Source organism: Christensenella sp. KGMB01412 (assembly GCF_055522415.1).
The window spans coordinates 24,750-40,397 of record NZ_JBVFVW010000004.1 but is presented as its reverse complement, the minus strand read 5'-3'; the positions used below and the strand labels follow the sequence as shown (position 1 = coordinate 40,397).

Sequence of the window (15,648 nt, the reverse complement as noted above, 5' to 3'; positions counted from 1 at the left end):
AGTAAATTGAAAAATAACACGCATACAGTTCTAAAACGGTTTCAGAATTTCAGGTATGGGCTTATTTTGCAGGGTGTAATTGTAGGCGCGCTCGCAGGGCTTGTTTCCGTGCTGTTTCGTATTGTAATCGAGCATGCAAACGACCTGCTTTTTTTCGTGCTCGATTATGGAAACCAACTGGTTATGGTTAAGATCGCATGGTTTGCCGCCATTGCAATTTTGGCCCTGCTTGTAGCAAGGCTTGTGCGCTGGCAGCCTATGATCAGCGGCAGCGGAATTCCGCAGGTGGAGGGAGAACTGCACGGCGTATTCAGCCAGAACTGGTGGAAGGTATTGATCGCGAAATTTGTGGGCGGCGCGCTTGCGATTGGCGCGGGACTGTCGCTTGGGCGCGAAGGCCCGTCCATACAGCTTGGCGCAATGGCGGGCAAGGGATTTTCGCGCATTTCCAAACGCATCAAAATAGAAGAAAAGCTGTTGATGACGTGCGGGGCGAGCGCAGGACTTGCGGCGGCGTTCAACGCTCCCTTTGCAGGAGTCCTTTTTTCGCTTGAGGAGCTGCATAAAAGCTTTTCTGTCGAGGTGCTTCTTTCCACGATGGCGGCGTCGGTGACGGCGGATTTTATTTCGAGGAACGTATTTGGACTCGCGCCGATTTTCAGCTTTGATATCACGCAGAATATTCCTCTTGACCTTTATTGGGTGGTTGTGGTTTTGGGCGTCGCCCTGGGCGCGGTGGGGGTATTTTACAATTTCTGCATCAAAAAATCACAGCAGTTGTATGGAAAGATCAAAAAAACCGAAGTTCGGCTGCTGATTCCGTTTTTATGCGCGGGCGTTTTGGGCTTTACATTCCCCGCAGTGCTTGGCGGCGGGAATTCACTGATCCCTATGCTGATCAGTGGGAAATTTGCGCTTGTTATGATATTCGCTGTGTTTGCAATCAAGTTTATTTTTTCGATGGTGAGTTTTGGCTCGGGAGCTCCGGGCGGCATTTTTTTGCCGCTGCTTGTGCTGGGAGCGCTCCTTGGCGGAGGCATTGGCACGGCGATGGTGCAGGTGTTCGGCGTGCCGCGCGAGCTGATCCAAAACTTTATCGTGCTTGCAATGGCAGGTTTTTTTGCGGCGATCGTAAGAGCGCCGATCACGGGCATCATATTGATCTGCGAGCTTACAGGATCGTTCACGCAGCTGCTGTCGGTAACGCTGGTTTCCCTGATCGCTTATGTGATTGCGGATTTGCTGAAATCAAAACCAATTTATGAACAGCTTTTGGAGCGTATTATTGCAAGGCAGGACGAGGCGCAGTCTGCGCCGCAAAAGCAGGAGGTTAAAATACTGATTGAGCTGCCCGTACATTTTGGCACGCCGATCTGCATGAAAAAAATAAGCCAGATCGAATGGCCGGAAAACAGCCTGATCGTGGCGGTGAAACGAGGCAGCCATGAGATTATCCCCAAGGGTACGGTACGCATTCGCCCGGGGGATATCCTTGTCATATTATGCAATGAAGAAAATTCGTACCGGGTACGCGAAATGGTAACAAAGCTGTGCCAGACAGGATAACCGTCAGGGATTTTTCTTTTTTGGAGAATAGATGTTTCGCTTGCAAAGGTACATTCGCTTATCTGCGCGGCGAAAGGCTGTGTTCAAATCCTCATCCTTTGCGGGATCGAAGAAAGAATAGCCAATCGCAAAAGAAGGAGAGAGGGTACCGTCGTTTTTCCTGAGATAGGGCTCTAATTTTTTGATGATAAAAGCAGCCTGCTTATCGCTGCATTCGAGCAGCGCGACAAATTCGTCTCCGCCAATGCGAAACAGTTGGCCGGAGCCGTTCACGATTTTTTGAAGCGTATCCGCGCTTTGCCTGATAAATTCATCTCCCGCAGTATGTCCCTGGGTATCGTTAACGAGCTTAAGGCCGTTCAGATCAATCATAACCACATAAACTCCGCGTCTTTCTATTGTGGAGAGAACGGATATCCTCTGCTCAAAGGAGGTGCGGTTGTCAAGACCGGTCAACTCGTCTGTGAACGCCATTCGTTTGAATACGGACTGGCGGCGCAGTTGCAGACGCACGTTTTTGGATTCTGTATTCCATAGATACAGCATGGAAAGCGTGAATGCGAGAAGGCCGATTTCGAGGACGGAGAAACGAAGAAAGTGGAACGAGAGCACATAATAAAGCACCATCTCAAGCGCGCCGCTGACTACGAGAATCGCCACGCCTGCCTTGAGGACAACCGGAATGGCGGCGTCTTTTTTCCAGAAGATACTGAAAAGCAGGAGAATCATATCGATTGCAAGAAGGGGATGGAAAACGATCAACGTTTTTGTAAAATCCACAATTTGAAGCGTATGCAGGATGCAAGCCCCAAAAAAGAAAACGGTGCCCACCACAAGCAGTGTGTTGAGGATGCGGGAATCATCCATATGAAACTGCTTTTTGACAAAGAAAATGACTGTAAGGGGCAGCAGGAAAAAGGAAAGAAAATCGATTGCGTTTACAACAAGCAGGTTATTGATAAAAATCTGAAGCAGGCCGGAGCGTGCGACCACCCACACGGCGGCACACAGCGCCATACATACGAACGCAGGGGTGCTGCGGTTTGAACCCGGCGCGCGAAAGCCCCGCGAGATAATGACGTATATAAATACTGCAAACAAGATAACAAAAGAAATAATTGTGAAAATATGCTGGCGGATAAAATATGTCAGGTAATCCGCGCCGGGCATGACTGTTGCATCGGTCAGGATAAACCCGTCCGAGCCTACGGGCAGATCAAAGACGATATGAACGGTATGTCCGCTTTCCGGAAGGGGAATAATATGATAGCCGCTGCCCACGGAGGAATAGCCCTGAGCGATTGCTTCCTGTCCGTATTGATAGATGAGGACGTCGTCAACATAGACAGAAAACGGAGCTGAATAAGCCTGCAGGCAAAGCGAGTTCCCGCTTAGGGTTTCGTCTGCGAACGCGTGACTGAGGGTGACTTTTTGATCTTCCGCGCCGGCATAGGAAACTGGCAGGTTTTGCTGCGAAATCTGGCCTTCCGCATCCATTGTCCAGCCGGAATCAAATGAAATACCATCACTATGAACGGTAGACGGAAGCAAAGCGCCGGCGTTGTAAACTAAAACGAAGGCAATACAAACGACAACCAATATGCCAATCACAGTATATATTTTTTGGGAATGATATTCCTTAGTCATGAACACCAACTTTCAATCGAAATCAATCAGCTCTTATCAGAATATAATATAAATGCAGTCTGGTAATATATTATCTGTAAACAATGGTAACTTTATTATGGATTATTCTACACTTTTTTCTCATGCAAGGCAACAAAAAACAACTATTTTGTATGCGCCAGAACCCACTGGGCAATATCAGTTATGACCTGCGGATCGACATTTGCCTTCCCGTCATATTCGGCAAGGCTTTTCTCGCCGCTGCTTTGCATAAACAGGTGGTTCAGGTTTGGATACAGCCTGAACTCAACGTTTGGCTTTCCGGCGAGCAGCGTTTTCCATTCGTTAAAATCTTTCTCCGGGTAGACCTGAAAATCCGCACCGCCCTGCAAAAACAGCATGGGAACAGAAAGCGATTTTGCGATATCAGGCGTATCGATACTGTTCAGGGAATACCAGTAATTACCGGGTGCGTTTAAAATAACGTTGGAGTCTCCCTGCTTTGCGTTTTTTGCCTGATCGATCAGGAGGTTGAGCTGCGAAACGTAAGCGTCTTTTTTATCGCCTGTAAGTCCTTGTTTTTCGATTTCATCCATGCTCTGGTCGTATAAGATATCCTCAAGGGTACGCGGGGAGCCCGCAAGGGAAATCAATCCGTTAAGACCGTTTTGTTCTGTGATTTTGGGGGCAAGCATTCCACCCAGACTATGGCCGAGTACATAAATATGATCCGGATCGACGCCTTGCGTGCTTTTCAAAAGCTGCGCGCCTGCCGCCGCGTCGTCCAGAACCTCATATTCTATGGTGAGCTTTTGCGGATCCTGCGGTTCATCAGGATATTGGAGCGTACGTTTGTTATACCGAAGCGAAGCGACGCCCTGCTCCGCAAGGCCGTGTGCAATATCCGCAAACGGCTGGTTGCCTGCCGCGCCGATCGTTTCGTTCATATCCTGCGCGCCGCTGCCGTGCACCATAAGGACGGCAGGATAATTGCCCGCTCCCTTAGGCAACGTAAGAATGCCGGAGAGGGCAAACTCACCTTCGCCTACAGAAACCTCTTTTTCTTCATAAGCATCCGTACTCTGCGTCTGGGTGGTCTTTGGAACATAGGTCAGCCAAAGACCGGAAATTTCATTCCTGGCATTGTATGTATAGCGTATCAGCAGTCCCTTATTCGTAAAATCACACACGACGTCTACAGTCGCCGCCGCGCCGGTTTGTGTTGCCGGGGAATCCGCAATCTGCTCAAAGCTGCCAAGCCCGGAGACCGTTTTATCCCAGCCTTCGCGAAGCGTCTGCGCACTGAGCTTCTCTGCAACGGCTTGCGCCACGCCCGAGGAAACGGTATCAAAATCGCCGTCTATCATATTTTGCGTATAGGCCCTGCTTTTTTCCTGAAGCGCCGGCAGGTCAAACGTAACGTCTGGAGCGGCGCATCCAAAAAGGCAAAAAAGGGCCGCAATCAAAAGCGCCAGCCACTTAATATGCTTCATACTAATCCTCCCGGGATAATGTTTCCTTGATATCGCTGCCGCGCTTGAGCAGTCCGCGCAGCCGCGACTCGTCCTTTGCTGCAACCGCATCCCTGATATCCTTGATATTGCCGATCAATTCATCGATTTCGGCTACTAAAATATCGCCGTTTTCTATAAAAAGCTCCGACCACATTTGGGGATTGAGCTTTGCCACGCGCGTAAGATCCATAAAGCTTCCGGCGGAAAAACCCTCAAATTCCTGCGCTGCATCGCTTTTGACATATGCGTTGGAAATGACGTGCGCAAGCTGTGACGTATAGCCGATCACCTCGTCATGCTTTCTCGCACTGCACACAGTAATGCGGGAGAAGCCAAGCTCTTTTGCAAGCTGTGAAAGGAGCGCCTGGGCATCTTCGTCGGTATGCTCGTCCTGTGTGATGATAAAGCTGGCATTTTGGAAAAGGTCTGCGTCGCTGTGTTCAAAGCCGCTCGTTTCACGGCCTGCCATTGGATGCGTGCCCACATAACGCAACCCTCTTTTTCGGAGCGGCTCCGCCACCTCCTTTGCAAGGAAGCGCTTAACGCCTGAAATATCCGCAATGACAGCATTGTCTTTAAACTCCGTATTCAACATATAAGAAACGCAGTCGCGCGGGTAAAGGCATACGAAAACAACATCGCACTGCGAAACGTCCGTATCGGTATCGATCGCCCCCGCGGCGTATGCGGCGGAAATTACAGCGGGATTCGTATCCATGCCGCACACCACATGGTTTGTATGTTGCTTGATTGCACGGGCAATCGAGCCGCCGATAAGCCCAAGGCCCACTACGCCTATTTTCATATGATCTCCTTTACCGCTGCAAGGAACGCGTCCATTTCCGTACGCGTGCCAATCGTTACGCGCAAAAAGTTTTCCATGCGGTTTTGGGGAAAGTAACGTACGAGGATGCCCCTGTCGCGCAGCGCTGCAAACACCTGCTTTGCACTGGGGTTTGAAAATTCCACAAAAATAAAGTTTGCGTGGGAAGGCAGGCAGGATATGCCGATTTTCCATAGCTCGCCGATGGTATAGGCGCGTGTGGCGATGATGTCCTGCGTGGTCTGTTCGTTGTATTCCGTATCCTCGATCGCCGCGCAGGCGCCCGCCTGTGCAAGCCTGTCGAGCGGATAGGAGTTGAAGCTGTCTTTAACGGTTCTGAGAGCTGAGACCAGGTTTTCATCCGCAATCACGTAACCCACGCGTAGCCCTGCAAGGCTGTGCGATTTGCTGAGGGTACGGACCACAACGAGGTTTTTGTGCTTTTTGACAAGCGGGATTGCGCTTTCCGCGCCAAAGGCAGCATAAGCCTCGTCTACAATCACTACGCCGTTCGTTTTGTGCAGGATTTTTTCAATCGCGCAGAGCGGCAACGCAATACCTGTTGGCGCATTGGGATTGGCAAGCACGACGCCGCGTGCGCCGTAAAGCTTTTCCACATCAACAGAATAATCCTCCTTTAGAGGTACTGTCTGGAGTGGAACGTCAAATAGCTCTGCCCACACGGGATAAAAGCTGTAGGTTACATCCAGCGTCCTGACATGGCTGTCAGGATAGCTGCGGGGAAACCACGCTGTGGAGCCGTCTTCTGCCTCCGTTTTCTGTGAATCTGAGAAAAAAGCAGCAAAACAGAATGCCAGCGCTTCGTCTGAACCGTTGGAGCAAAAAACCTCGCCGGGGGCAACGCCGTGATGCGCTGCAATCACCTTGCGAAGGTGATCCGCATCCGCGTTGGGGTACAGCCTCAAATCCCCGGCGGCCTCCATAATGGCCTCTTTAACCTTGGGGCTGGGAGGATATGCGTTTTCATTTGTATTGAGCTTGATCATCGTTTGCGTGGGCTGCTCGCCCGCGGTATAAGGCGTAAGGCGCTTTGCCTTTTCACTCCAGAATTCCTTCATGCCGACTCCCTTTTCTTATTGTATACTAGCAAACTGCAGCGCGTTATACGCATGAAAAGTTTGCTGCACAGCGATTTCCTGTAAATGCTTCATACGCATCCATTTAAGAAACTGCATTAAATTCAATATAATTTTACCATAAATTTGGGCCATGTGGCGTAAAATGTGTTAAGATATGGTTTATGGAATCAATACAAAACGAACGGAGGCAAAAAGATGCCCACAACCCTGACGCACAAGATCGCCGCGGATAATATCCTGCGGGATCTTACCGATACTCAGGCGAAACGTATCATTGAGGAGAATAAAAACGCATACTATTCCGGATCGCAGGGCGGGGATATTTTTTTGTTGTATAAATTTTATTTCTTTTTGCTTGGCGCAAAATCCAAAATGCTTGGATGGGCCCTGCACTATACGCGCCCGCAACGTTTTTTCTGCGAGGGGGCGCAGTATGTGAAGGAGCAGGGGAGCGATACGCTCAAAAGCTATTTTTACGGATACATCACGCACTACTGCCTCGATATGCTTTTGCATCCCCACATTAATAAGGAAACAAAACCGATGTCAACGCACAACACGCTGGAGTGCGCGCTTGATATCCTTTATGCAAAAAAGAACGGCGTGGACGCTTATACGTTTGACAAACAGCAATTCGCGCGGGATATCTGGGACAAATCCGGGGAAATCGACCGGTTTTACAAGCACATGTCTTACCTGTTCCCCGGGCTCAGGGTGGAGGAGCAGCCCTACCAGCGTGCAAGCCGTTATTATGTATATTATAACGGTCTCGTATCCCAGCCGGACAAAAAAGACCTGCGTACGCTCAGGCTGATGAATGTGATCTCGCAGCTGAAGCTGAAAACCATGCTGTACCAACCGATCGAGACATATGAAGGGCTTTACGATTACGATTTTTATTTCAGCCTGCTGGACAAGGCGGTGGCGTGGAGCGTTCGCCGGATCAATCTTGTGCAGGCATTTTTTGAAGACAGGATAGATATTTCGCAGCTGCAAAGCGAATTTTATAACGTATCCTTCCATGGAAAGTCTATTTTGCCGCAGGAGGAACGCAAGCCGTTCAAGCGCCTGTATAAGAAAGCGCCGCTGAAAAGGGTGCGAAAGCAGCAGGAAAAATACAGCGGACATACTTTTAAAGGGCAGGAGACGGATTCGTGAAACGAGTCCGTTTTTTCTGTCAAAAAAAGATAGGCTTTTCCTGCATAAACCAACAGGAAAAAGGGGTGTCGCCGCCTGTTTTGAAAGACAGGCCGTTAAAATTGCAAAATAAGTCTTTCCCCGCCTGCTATTCCTTGACTTTTGAGGTGGGGAAATACTATAATTATAATGTTACGATTATTTAGGCTAGAATTAAAAATATTAGGAGGTCACTAATAATGGCAAAACAAACAATTGACGGTAATACCGCCGCCGCACACGTCGCATATGCTTTTTCCGACGTTGGCGCGATTTACCCGATCACTCCTTCTTCGCCGATGGCAGAATCCTGTGATGAATGGGCTGCTGTGGGAAGAAAAAATATCTTTGGGCAGACGATGAAGATTTCCGAGCTGCAGTCTGAGGGTGGCGCAGCAGGTGCTGTTCACGGTTCGCTCGCAGCGGGTGCGCTTACTTCAACGTTCACGGCTTCTCAGGGCCTTCTGCTGATGATCCCGAATATGTATAAAATCTCCGGCGAGCTGCTGCCATGCGTGTTCCATGTATCCGCACGTGCGCTTGCGGCTCACGCACTTTCTATTTTTGGCGACCATGCCGATGTGATGGCTGCAAGACAAACTGGTTTTGCCATGCTGGCTGCGGCTTCCGTACAGGAAACGATGGATATGGCTGCGATTGCGCACCTTTCCACACTCAAAGCAAAGGTTCCGTTTGTACACTTCTTTGACGGGTTCAGGACGTCACACGAGGTTTCCAAGATCGAGCTGCTCGATTATGATAAGCTGGCTGAAATGGTAGACTGGAAAGCGATCGACGAATTCCGCGCAAGGGGAATGAATCCTGACCATCCGCACCAGCAGGGTACGGCACAGAACCCTGATATTTATTTCCAGAACAGGGAAGCGGCAAACAAATATTACAACGCGACTCCTGCAGTTGTTCAGGAAACAATGAACGCATTCGCAAAAATGTTCGGCAGGCAGTATCACCTGTTTGACTATGTCGGCGCTCCGGATGCAGAGCATGTTGTCGTTGCAATGGGCAGCGGCTGCGACGTAACGGAAGAGGCAATTAACTACCTGAACGCAAAAGGTGAAAAATACGGTCTCATAAAGGTTCGCCTTTACCGTCCGTTTGACGCAAGCGCGTTCGTTGACGCGATTCCGGCTTCCGCTAAGACGGTTACGGTCCTTGACAGGACAAAGGAACCCGGCAGCCTGGGCGAGCCGCTGTATGAAGACGTTGTGACGGCGCTCTTTGAAGCAGGCAGGTTCGTAAAAGTTCTCGCAGGGCGTTATGGTCTTGGTTCCAAAGAATATACGCCTTCCATGGTCAAAGCAATTTTTGACAACATGAAGGAAGCGACTCCGAAAAACCACTTTACGGTTGGTATTAACGACGATGTGACGAATACGTCCCTTGAAGTGAAGGAAGAGATCGATTCTTCGCCGCACGGACTTTTCAGCGCGAAATTCTACGGCCTTGGCAGCGACGGTACGGTTGGCGCAAATAAAAACTCCATCAAAATTATCGGTGACCACACGGATATGTACGCGCAGGGATACTTCTCCTACGACTCCAAAAAATCCGGTGGTATCACGGTTTCGCACCTGCGTTTTGGTAAGTCCCCGATCCAGTCGGCATACCTCATTACGCAGCCGGATATGGTTGCCTGCCACAATCCGTCTTATGTTACCCGTTACGACGTGCTGGAAGGCATCAAGGAAGGCGGCACATTCCTGCTTAATTCGCCTTGGTCTGAGGAAGAAATGGAGAAAGAGCTTCCGGCGGTTATGAAAAACATTATCGCGAAAAAGAAGCTGAAATTCTACAACATCGACGCGATCAAAATTGCCGGCGAGATCGGCCTTGGCGGCAGGACGAATATGGTAATGCAGTCCGCGTTCTTCAAGATTGCGAATATTATTCCGGAAGCGGATGCGATCGATTACATGAAAAAGGCGATCAAAAAGACATACGGCAAAAAGGGCGACGACATTGTAAACATGAACTACAAGGCAGTTGACGCCGGTATGGCCGTTGAGGAAGTGAAATATCCGGAAAGCTGGGCGACCACGACGCAGGGCGCAGACTGCGTTGCAGTTCCGGACGACGCATACTTCCGCGATGTGATTCATCCGATCCTTGTCCAGAAGGGCGACGAGCTTCCGGTTTCGGCGTTTGATCCGCGCGGGTTTGTTCCGGTTGGAACCACGAAATTCGAAAAACGCGGTATTGCGGTTAACGTGCCTGAATGGCAGATTAACAACTGCATTATGTGTAACCAGTGCTCGTACGTTTGTCCGCACGCGGCAATTCGTCCGTTCCTCGCAGACGAAGAAGCGATGAAAAACGCTCCGGCTGGATATGAAACAAAACCTGCACGCGGCAAAGAAGGCTACAGCTACCGTATTCAGGTTTCCCCGCTCGATTGCACGGGCTGCGGAAACTGCGCAGACATTTGCCCGGCGAAAGAAAAGGCTCTTATCATGAAGCCGTTTGCCGAAATGGAAAAATCGCAGGCTGCAAATTGGGAATTCGCGGCAAGTCTTCCTGAACCGAAGATCGAGATCAAAAAGAACCTCGTTCCGGAAAGCCAGTATTTAAAGCCGCTGTTTGAGTTCTCAGGCGCTTGCGCAGGCTGCGGAGAGACGCCTTACGTGAAGCTCGTAACACAGCTGTTTGGCGATAGAATGGTGATCGGTAACGCGACAGGCTGTTCCTCCATTTATGGCGGCAGCGCGCCGACATGCCCGTACACGGTAAACGATGAAGGCAAAGGCCCGGCTTGGGCAAACTCGCTGTTTGAAGATAACGCTGAGTTTGGCTATGGCATGAACCTGGCGTTCACGGCTCGCAGGAGCGCGCTCAAGAATCAGGTACGCTCTGCGATCGACGCTGACGGACAGAAAGATCCGGCGGTTGTTGAAGCCATGAAAGCATGGCTGGAGGTTGCCGACAAGGGAGAAGAATCCAAGATTGCATCGGCAAACCTCGTAGCTGCCCTCGAAAAGGTTGCAGACAAATGCGATACCTGCAAGGCAATTCTCGACCAGAAGGATCTGTTCATCAAGAAATCCGTATGGGTATTCGGCGGAGATGGCTGGGCATATGATATCGGCTACGGCGGACTTGACCACGTAATCGCTTCGGGCGAGGACGTAAACATCCTCGTTATGGATACTGAAGTTTACTCCAATACAGGCGGACAGTCCTCCAAGGCGACGCCTACCGGCTCGATCGCGAAATTTGCGGCATCCGGTAAAAAGGTGAAGAAAAAAGACCTTGGCGCGATTGCCATGACATACGGTTATGTTTACGTTGCCAGCGTTGCGATGGGTGCAAACCAGTCGCAGCTCTTAAAAGCAATGCAGGAAGCGGAAGCTTATCCGGGCCCGTCCCTCATTATTGCTTATGCACCGTGCATCAACCACGGCATCAATATGGGCAAATCACAGCATGAGGAAAAACGTGCGGTAGAAGCCGGTTACTGGCAGCTGTACAGATACAATCCTGCGCTTAAGGCAGAAGGAAAGAATCCGTTCACTCTGGATTCCAAAGCGCCTACGGCAAGCTTCCAGGATTTCATCATGAGCGAGACGCGGTACAAATCCTTGAAGAAGCTCTTCCCGGAGACGGCGGACGAACTGTTCAAGAAATCCGAAGAAGAAGCAAAGGAACGCTACGAATACTACAAGGGACTTGCAGAAGAAAAATAAGCTTTCCTGACAGAAGTAATCAAACGATCCCCGCATTTATTGCGGGGATTGTTTTGTTTGAAAATGAATTGTTTTACAAGCAGGGGAAAGTGTGGTATACTTGCAAAGTATTAATAAGTATGATCCGGTTATGCCGGACGCGGACAGTGAAAAAGCTGGTGGCAGGGTATTTATGATACAACCGCATAAGATTGAGCTTATGCAGGCCACAGCGTCATAACAAAGTAAGAACGAAGGACTTTGCTTTTGATGGCGAAGTCTTTTTGATTGCAAATGAAAGAAAGAGGTAACTATTTGAGCTTTTCAGAATTATTGACAAAAGAAATGAACGACACGCTCCGGCAGGTGGGGTATTCAAAACCAACGCCGATTCAGGAGCAGACATTGCCCGCCCTTTTGGAAAAAAAGGATATGATTGGGCTTGCCCAGACGGGAACAGGAAAAACGGCGGCTTTTATGATTCCTATTCTGGAGAATATCTTTCCGCCGAATAAGAAGGTGCAGGCGCTGATTATGTGTCCGACGCGCGAACTGGCGATGCAGACCGCAAAGGTTGCAAAGGAGCTTTCAGGTCATATCAAAGGCCTGCGGACAGTGAGCGTATACGGCGGGCAGCCTGCAAGTATTCAAATCCGTGCTCTGCGCGCAGGTGCACAGATTGTAGTGGGAACGCCGGGCCGACTGAAAGACCTGATCAAGCGGAACGTTTTAAAGCTAAAGAATGTACGCACAGTAGTGCTCGACGAAGCGGATGAAATGCTGGATTTTGGTTTCAGGGACGATATGAAGGAGATTTTATCCTGCGTGCCGGAAAGCCGCCAGACGATGCTTTTTTCGGCAACGATGAACAGGGAAGTGCGCCAGATTGCAAGACAGTTTCAGGTTGAACCAGAGCAGGTAGAAGTAGGTGAAAAAAATCAGCCTGTAAAAACGGTTGCACAGTCTTATATGCAAACAAACAGGAAGTCCAATACTGTCTGCGACCTGATCAACCATTCGCAGCCGCGCCTGACGCTTGTATTCTGCAACACCAAACGAAAGGTGAAGGAGGTCCAGCGCGAGTTATTCCATAAGGGATACGCGACAGCCTGCCTGCATGGGGATATGGGGCAGCGGGAACGCGACACCATCATGAATACATTCCGCAAGGGAAAGACAAAGGTGCTTGTGGCGACGGACGTTGCAGCGCGCGGGATTGATATTGAAAAGATCGATATGGTGATCAATTATGACGTGCCGGATAAAAGCGACTACTACGTTCACCGCATTGGCAGAACGGGGCGCGCGGGAAAAGACGGAAAGGCGTGTACGCTGATTTCCCCCCGCGAGCGTGGAAAAATAAAAGACCTTGAGCGCAAGCTGCACATCAGGATCGCTCGGGAAAACGGGCCGCAGGGAGCTGAGCCAAAGGTGGTCTGAAAAGTATAAAACAAAAAGAAGGCACACGGCAAAACCGTTGCCTTCTTTTTTATACGGATGTGTAAAATTTTTATGTGATTGCTTAGCAGGTGGCTCCGCCAGCCAGATGAAGCTGCGCATCCAGTATTTCCTGCTTTCGAGCCAGGATATCGTCTGATAACAACTCTTCATTTACCGCGTCAAAGCCAAGCCGGTCGATTGTGGTGGCAAACCGTTCGCCGGTTTTTCCTTTTTCACGATACAGGAGGATTGCCTTTTCTACGACCTTCAGCGCTTCCTCTTCCGAAGTGAAAATTTTGGACAGCGGCTGCCCGCAGGCGGTTGTTTTACCCCAGCGTCCGCCGATATAAATTTTATAAGCTGTTTTTCCATCCTCGATTGCGTCAAAGGGGCATTTATCAATACAACGACCGCAGTTATTGCATAGGGTTTCGTCGATCTCGAGCACGCCGTCAATTACCTTTGCCGCATTTACAGGACAGTTATTTTCAATTACACATTTTTTGCAGCCGTTGCAGAGTTCCTCGTCATAATCCGGTATGCGCTGACCGATCACACCGATGTCGTTCAGGTCCGGCTTGACGCAGTTGTTCGGACATCCGCCCACGGCGATCTTAAATTTGTGGGGAAGCTTTACAGTAGCATATCCCTCAAAAAAACGATGATGGATTTCTTCAGAGAGGGCAAAGGTATCGATCAGCCCGTACTGGCATGTGGTGCCTTTGCAGCTCACGACAGGACGTACTTTGGAGCCTGTTCCACCGGTTACAAGCCCTTCCTTTGCAATGCAGGCACGGAAATCCTCTATTTTATCGTAGGGGATACCCTGGCACTCAATGGTGAGGCGTGTGGTGAGTGTCACGATTCCGTTCCCATAAAGTTTTGCCGCCTCTGAAATGCAGGCGTTCTGCTCTGATGTAATCTTCCCGTTGACTGTAATAATACGGCCTGAAAAATTATCGGTTCCTTTATTGCGCAAAAAACCGAGCGCCTTTACTTTTTTCTCTTCCTCTGGTGTAACCTTAAGTGCCATTAAAAAATCCTCCTGATTATTCCTCAATATCGTTAAAAGACAATCCGCCCTCTAAAACCTTTGTGTTTTTGTATCCATAATGCTTCAGCTTGTTTTGCAGCATATAGGCGCGTTTTCCCTTTGCACATACAAGCAACAGCTTTTGATCGGGATCAATTCCCTCCACAGGCCCGCAGACATCAGTAAGGTTTACATAGGGAGCGCCTTCTATGGACGGCGCAGGCGACGCGTCAATCAACTGATAGCCCTCCATGGCACCCTTTTGGTAATCCGCAGGGGTGCAGGTTTCAAAACAACCGCACAATTTGTTGAGCATTACGTTGACCGCATGCACGAATGGATGAATCGCCGTGGAGAACGGGGGAGCGTAAGCAAGGTCCATCCCCTCCACATCCTCAAGCTGCGCGCCAAGCGTGAGTGCCGTTGCGGCAATATCCACAATTTTATCGACGCTGCCGGGCCCGGCTGCCTGTAATCCCAAAAGCTTGTGGGACGGGCGGTCTGCAATCAATTTGATGATAAAGTTAGACGCGCCGGGATAGTAGTGAGCCTTATCATCCACAACAACAATCACTGTTTCAGCATCAAAACCGGCTTCCTTTGCGCTGGCCCCGGAAAGGCCCGTCTTGCCGACATTGATACCGGGAAGCTTGCAGATGCCTGTGCCAAGAACGCCACGGTAAGTTTGCTTTTTCCCTGTTATGTTTTGCGCAGCAATACGCCCTTCGATATTGGCTGAGGAACCCATGGGCGACCATGCGGGTTTTCCTGTAATCAGGTTTTTGACGCTGATACAATCGCCAACCGCATAGATATCAGGATCGTTTGTCTGCAAAAATTCATTTACGGCAATGGTTTTATTTGGCATGAGCTCAATGCCCGTTCCGTCCAGAAAAGCAGTATTGGCACGGATACCCATTGCGAGGATAACAGCATCGGCCTTCATAGCGCGTTTGCTGGTTTTGATTTTTTCCACTTTGCCGTCGCCCATAATCTCTTCAAGTGAAGTGCCTGTAAAACACATAATCCCGCTATCGGCGAGCTTATTTTCCACATAGCCCGCGAATTCAGGATCAAAGCCCGGAAGGATTTGATCTGCCATATCGATGACGGAAACGCGAATACCTTTTGCAAGAAGGTTTTCCGCTACCTCAAGGCCGATGAAGCCCGCACCGCAAACAACGGCCCGGCTGATTTCCTGCGTATCGATTTGTTCACGGAGCGTAATCGCGTCTTCCGGCGTACGCATATAAAAAACGTTGGCAAGGTCGACGCCGGAAACCGGCGGGACAAAGGGCGAAGCGCCCGTAGCGATCACAAGCTTATCGTAGCCGTAAGCTTTTTCTTCTCCGGTGTTCAGGTTCCGCGCCGTTATCCGCTTGTTTTCACGGTCAACGGCAATGGCTTCTGTCTCCGTAATAATGTCCGCACCGGTGAGCGCGGCAAAACTTTTGGGCGTATTTACAATAAGCTGCCCGCGGTCTTCGATTACGTTGCCTACATAGTAGGGCAGCCCGCAGCCCGCATAAGAAATATCCTTGCTTTTGGTAATCAAAAGAACTTCAATCGAACGGTCTTCCCGTTTCAGCTTGGCCGCAACCTTTGTTCCTGCGGCAACGCCACCGATAATCACTACTTTCACAATAACACATCCTTTTATTTATTTTAATACTATTATTGTAACACTTGT

General features: G+C 49.7%; 11 protein-coding genes. 5 read left to right on the top strand and 6 right to left on the bottom strand.

Annotated features, from left to right (window positions below):
- The first annotated feature begins 6 nt into the window (after positions 1 to 6).
- Positions 7 to 1,566 (top strand): ClC family H(+)/Cl(-) exchange transporter, encoded by a 1,560-nt coding sequence (locus tag ACS5WU_RS07745; protein ID WP_046443220.1) that lies wholly within the window; start codon positions 7 to 9, stop codon positions 1,564 to 1,566.
- Positions 1,567 to 1,569: 3 nt separating this feature from the next.
- Here the strand turns inward: ACS5WU_RS07745 and ACS5WU_RS07740 are convergent, their stop codons facing one another.
- The 4 genes from ACS5WU_RS07740 to ACS5WU_RS07725 all read right to left on the bottom strand — a co-directional run bounded on the left by ACS5WU_RS07740 (position 1,570) and on the right by ACS5WU_RS07725 (position 6,608).
- Positions 1,570 to 3,213, bottom strand: a complete 1,644-nt coding sequence (locus tag ACS5WU_RS07740; RefSeq protein ID WP_302760016.1) for a sensor domain-containing diguanylate cyclase — start codon at positions 3,211 to 3,213, stop codon at positions 1,570 to 1,572.
- Positions 3,214 to 3,356: 143 nt separating this feature from the next.
- Entirely contained in the window at positions 3,357 to 4,685 is a 1,329-nt protein-coding gene (locus ACS5WU_RS07735; protein ID WP_302760015.1) for an alpha/beta hydrolase, read from the bottom strand.
- A 1-nt stretch (position 4,686) separates the two neighbouring features.
- Positions 4,687 to 5,511 carry a prephenate dehydrogenase gene (locus tag ACS5WU_RS07730; protein WP_302760014.1) on the bottom strand — a complete coding sequence of 275 codons (825 nt, stop codon included), beginning with the start codon at positions 5,509 to 5,511 and terminating at the stop codon, positions 4,687 to 4,689.
- Entirely contained in the window at positions 5,508 to 6,608 is a 1,101-nt protein-coding gene (locus ACS5WU_RS07725) for a pyridoxal phosphate-dependent aminotransferase (RefSeq protein ID WP_302760013.1), read from the bottom strand. The genes ACS5WU_RS07730 and ACS5WU_RS07725 overlap by 4 nt, the downstream gene beginning before the upstream one ends.
- Before the next feature lie 216 nt (positions 6,609 to 6,824).
- Here ACS5WU_RS07725 and ACS5WU_RS07720 point away from each other — a divergent pair, with 216 nt between their 5' ends.
- The 4 genes from ACS5WU_RS07720 (at position 6,825) to ACS5WU_RS07705 (ending at position 12,925) form a co-directional block, all read left to right on the top strand.
- A complete protein-coding gene (locus ACS5WU_RS07720; protein ID WP_046443216.1) occupies positions 6,825 to 7,787 on the top strand; it encodes a zinc dependent phospholipase C family protein in 963 nt (320 codons plus the stop codon).
- A gap of 218 nt (positions 7,788 to 8,005) precedes the next feature.
- Positions 8,006 to 11,506, top strand: coding sequence for a pyruvate:ferredoxin (flavodoxin) oxidoreductase (nifJ, locus tag ACS5WU_RS07715; RefSeq protein WP_046443214.1), 3,501 nt, complete (start codon positions 8,006 to 8,008; stop codon positions 11,504 to 11,506).
- A gap of 91 nt (positions 11,507 to 11,597) precedes the next feature.
- Positions 11,598 to 11,726 (top strand): hypothetical protein, encoded by a 129-nt coding sequence (locus ACS5WU_RS07710; RefSeq protein ID WP_268872437.1) that lies wholly within the window; start codon positions 11,598 to 11,600, stop codon positions 11,724 to 11,726.
- 53 nt (positions 11,727 to 11,779) lie between these two features.
- Positions 11,780 to 12,925: a DEAD/DEAH box helicase gene (locus ACS5WU_RS07705; RefSeq protein ID WP_465089074.1), complete on the top strand. Its 1,146-nt coding sequence runs from the start codon at positions 11,780 to 11,782 to the stop codon at positions 12,923 to 12,925.
- An 82-nt stretch (positions 12,926 to 13,007) separates the two neighbouring features.
- Here ACS5WU_RS07705 and ACS5WU_RS07700 read toward each other — a convergent pair whose 3' ends face one another.
- Complete coding sequence (locus tag ACS5WU_RS07700; RefSeq protein WP_046443213.1) at positions 13,008 to 13,958, bottom strand: 4Fe-4S binding protein; 951 nt, start codon at positions 13,956 to 13,958, stop codon at positions 13,008 to 13,010.
- A 16-nt stretch (positions 13,959 to 13,974) separates the two neighbouring features.
- Positions 13,975 to 15,600 carry an FAD-dependent oxidoreductase gene (locus ACS5WU_RS07695; protein WP_302760010.1) on the bottom strand — a complete coding sequence of 542 codons (1,626 nt, stop codon included), beginning with the start codon at positions 15,598 to 15,600 and terminating at the stop codon, positions 13,975 to 13,977.
- Positions 15,601 to 15,648 lie beyond the last annotated feature (48 nt).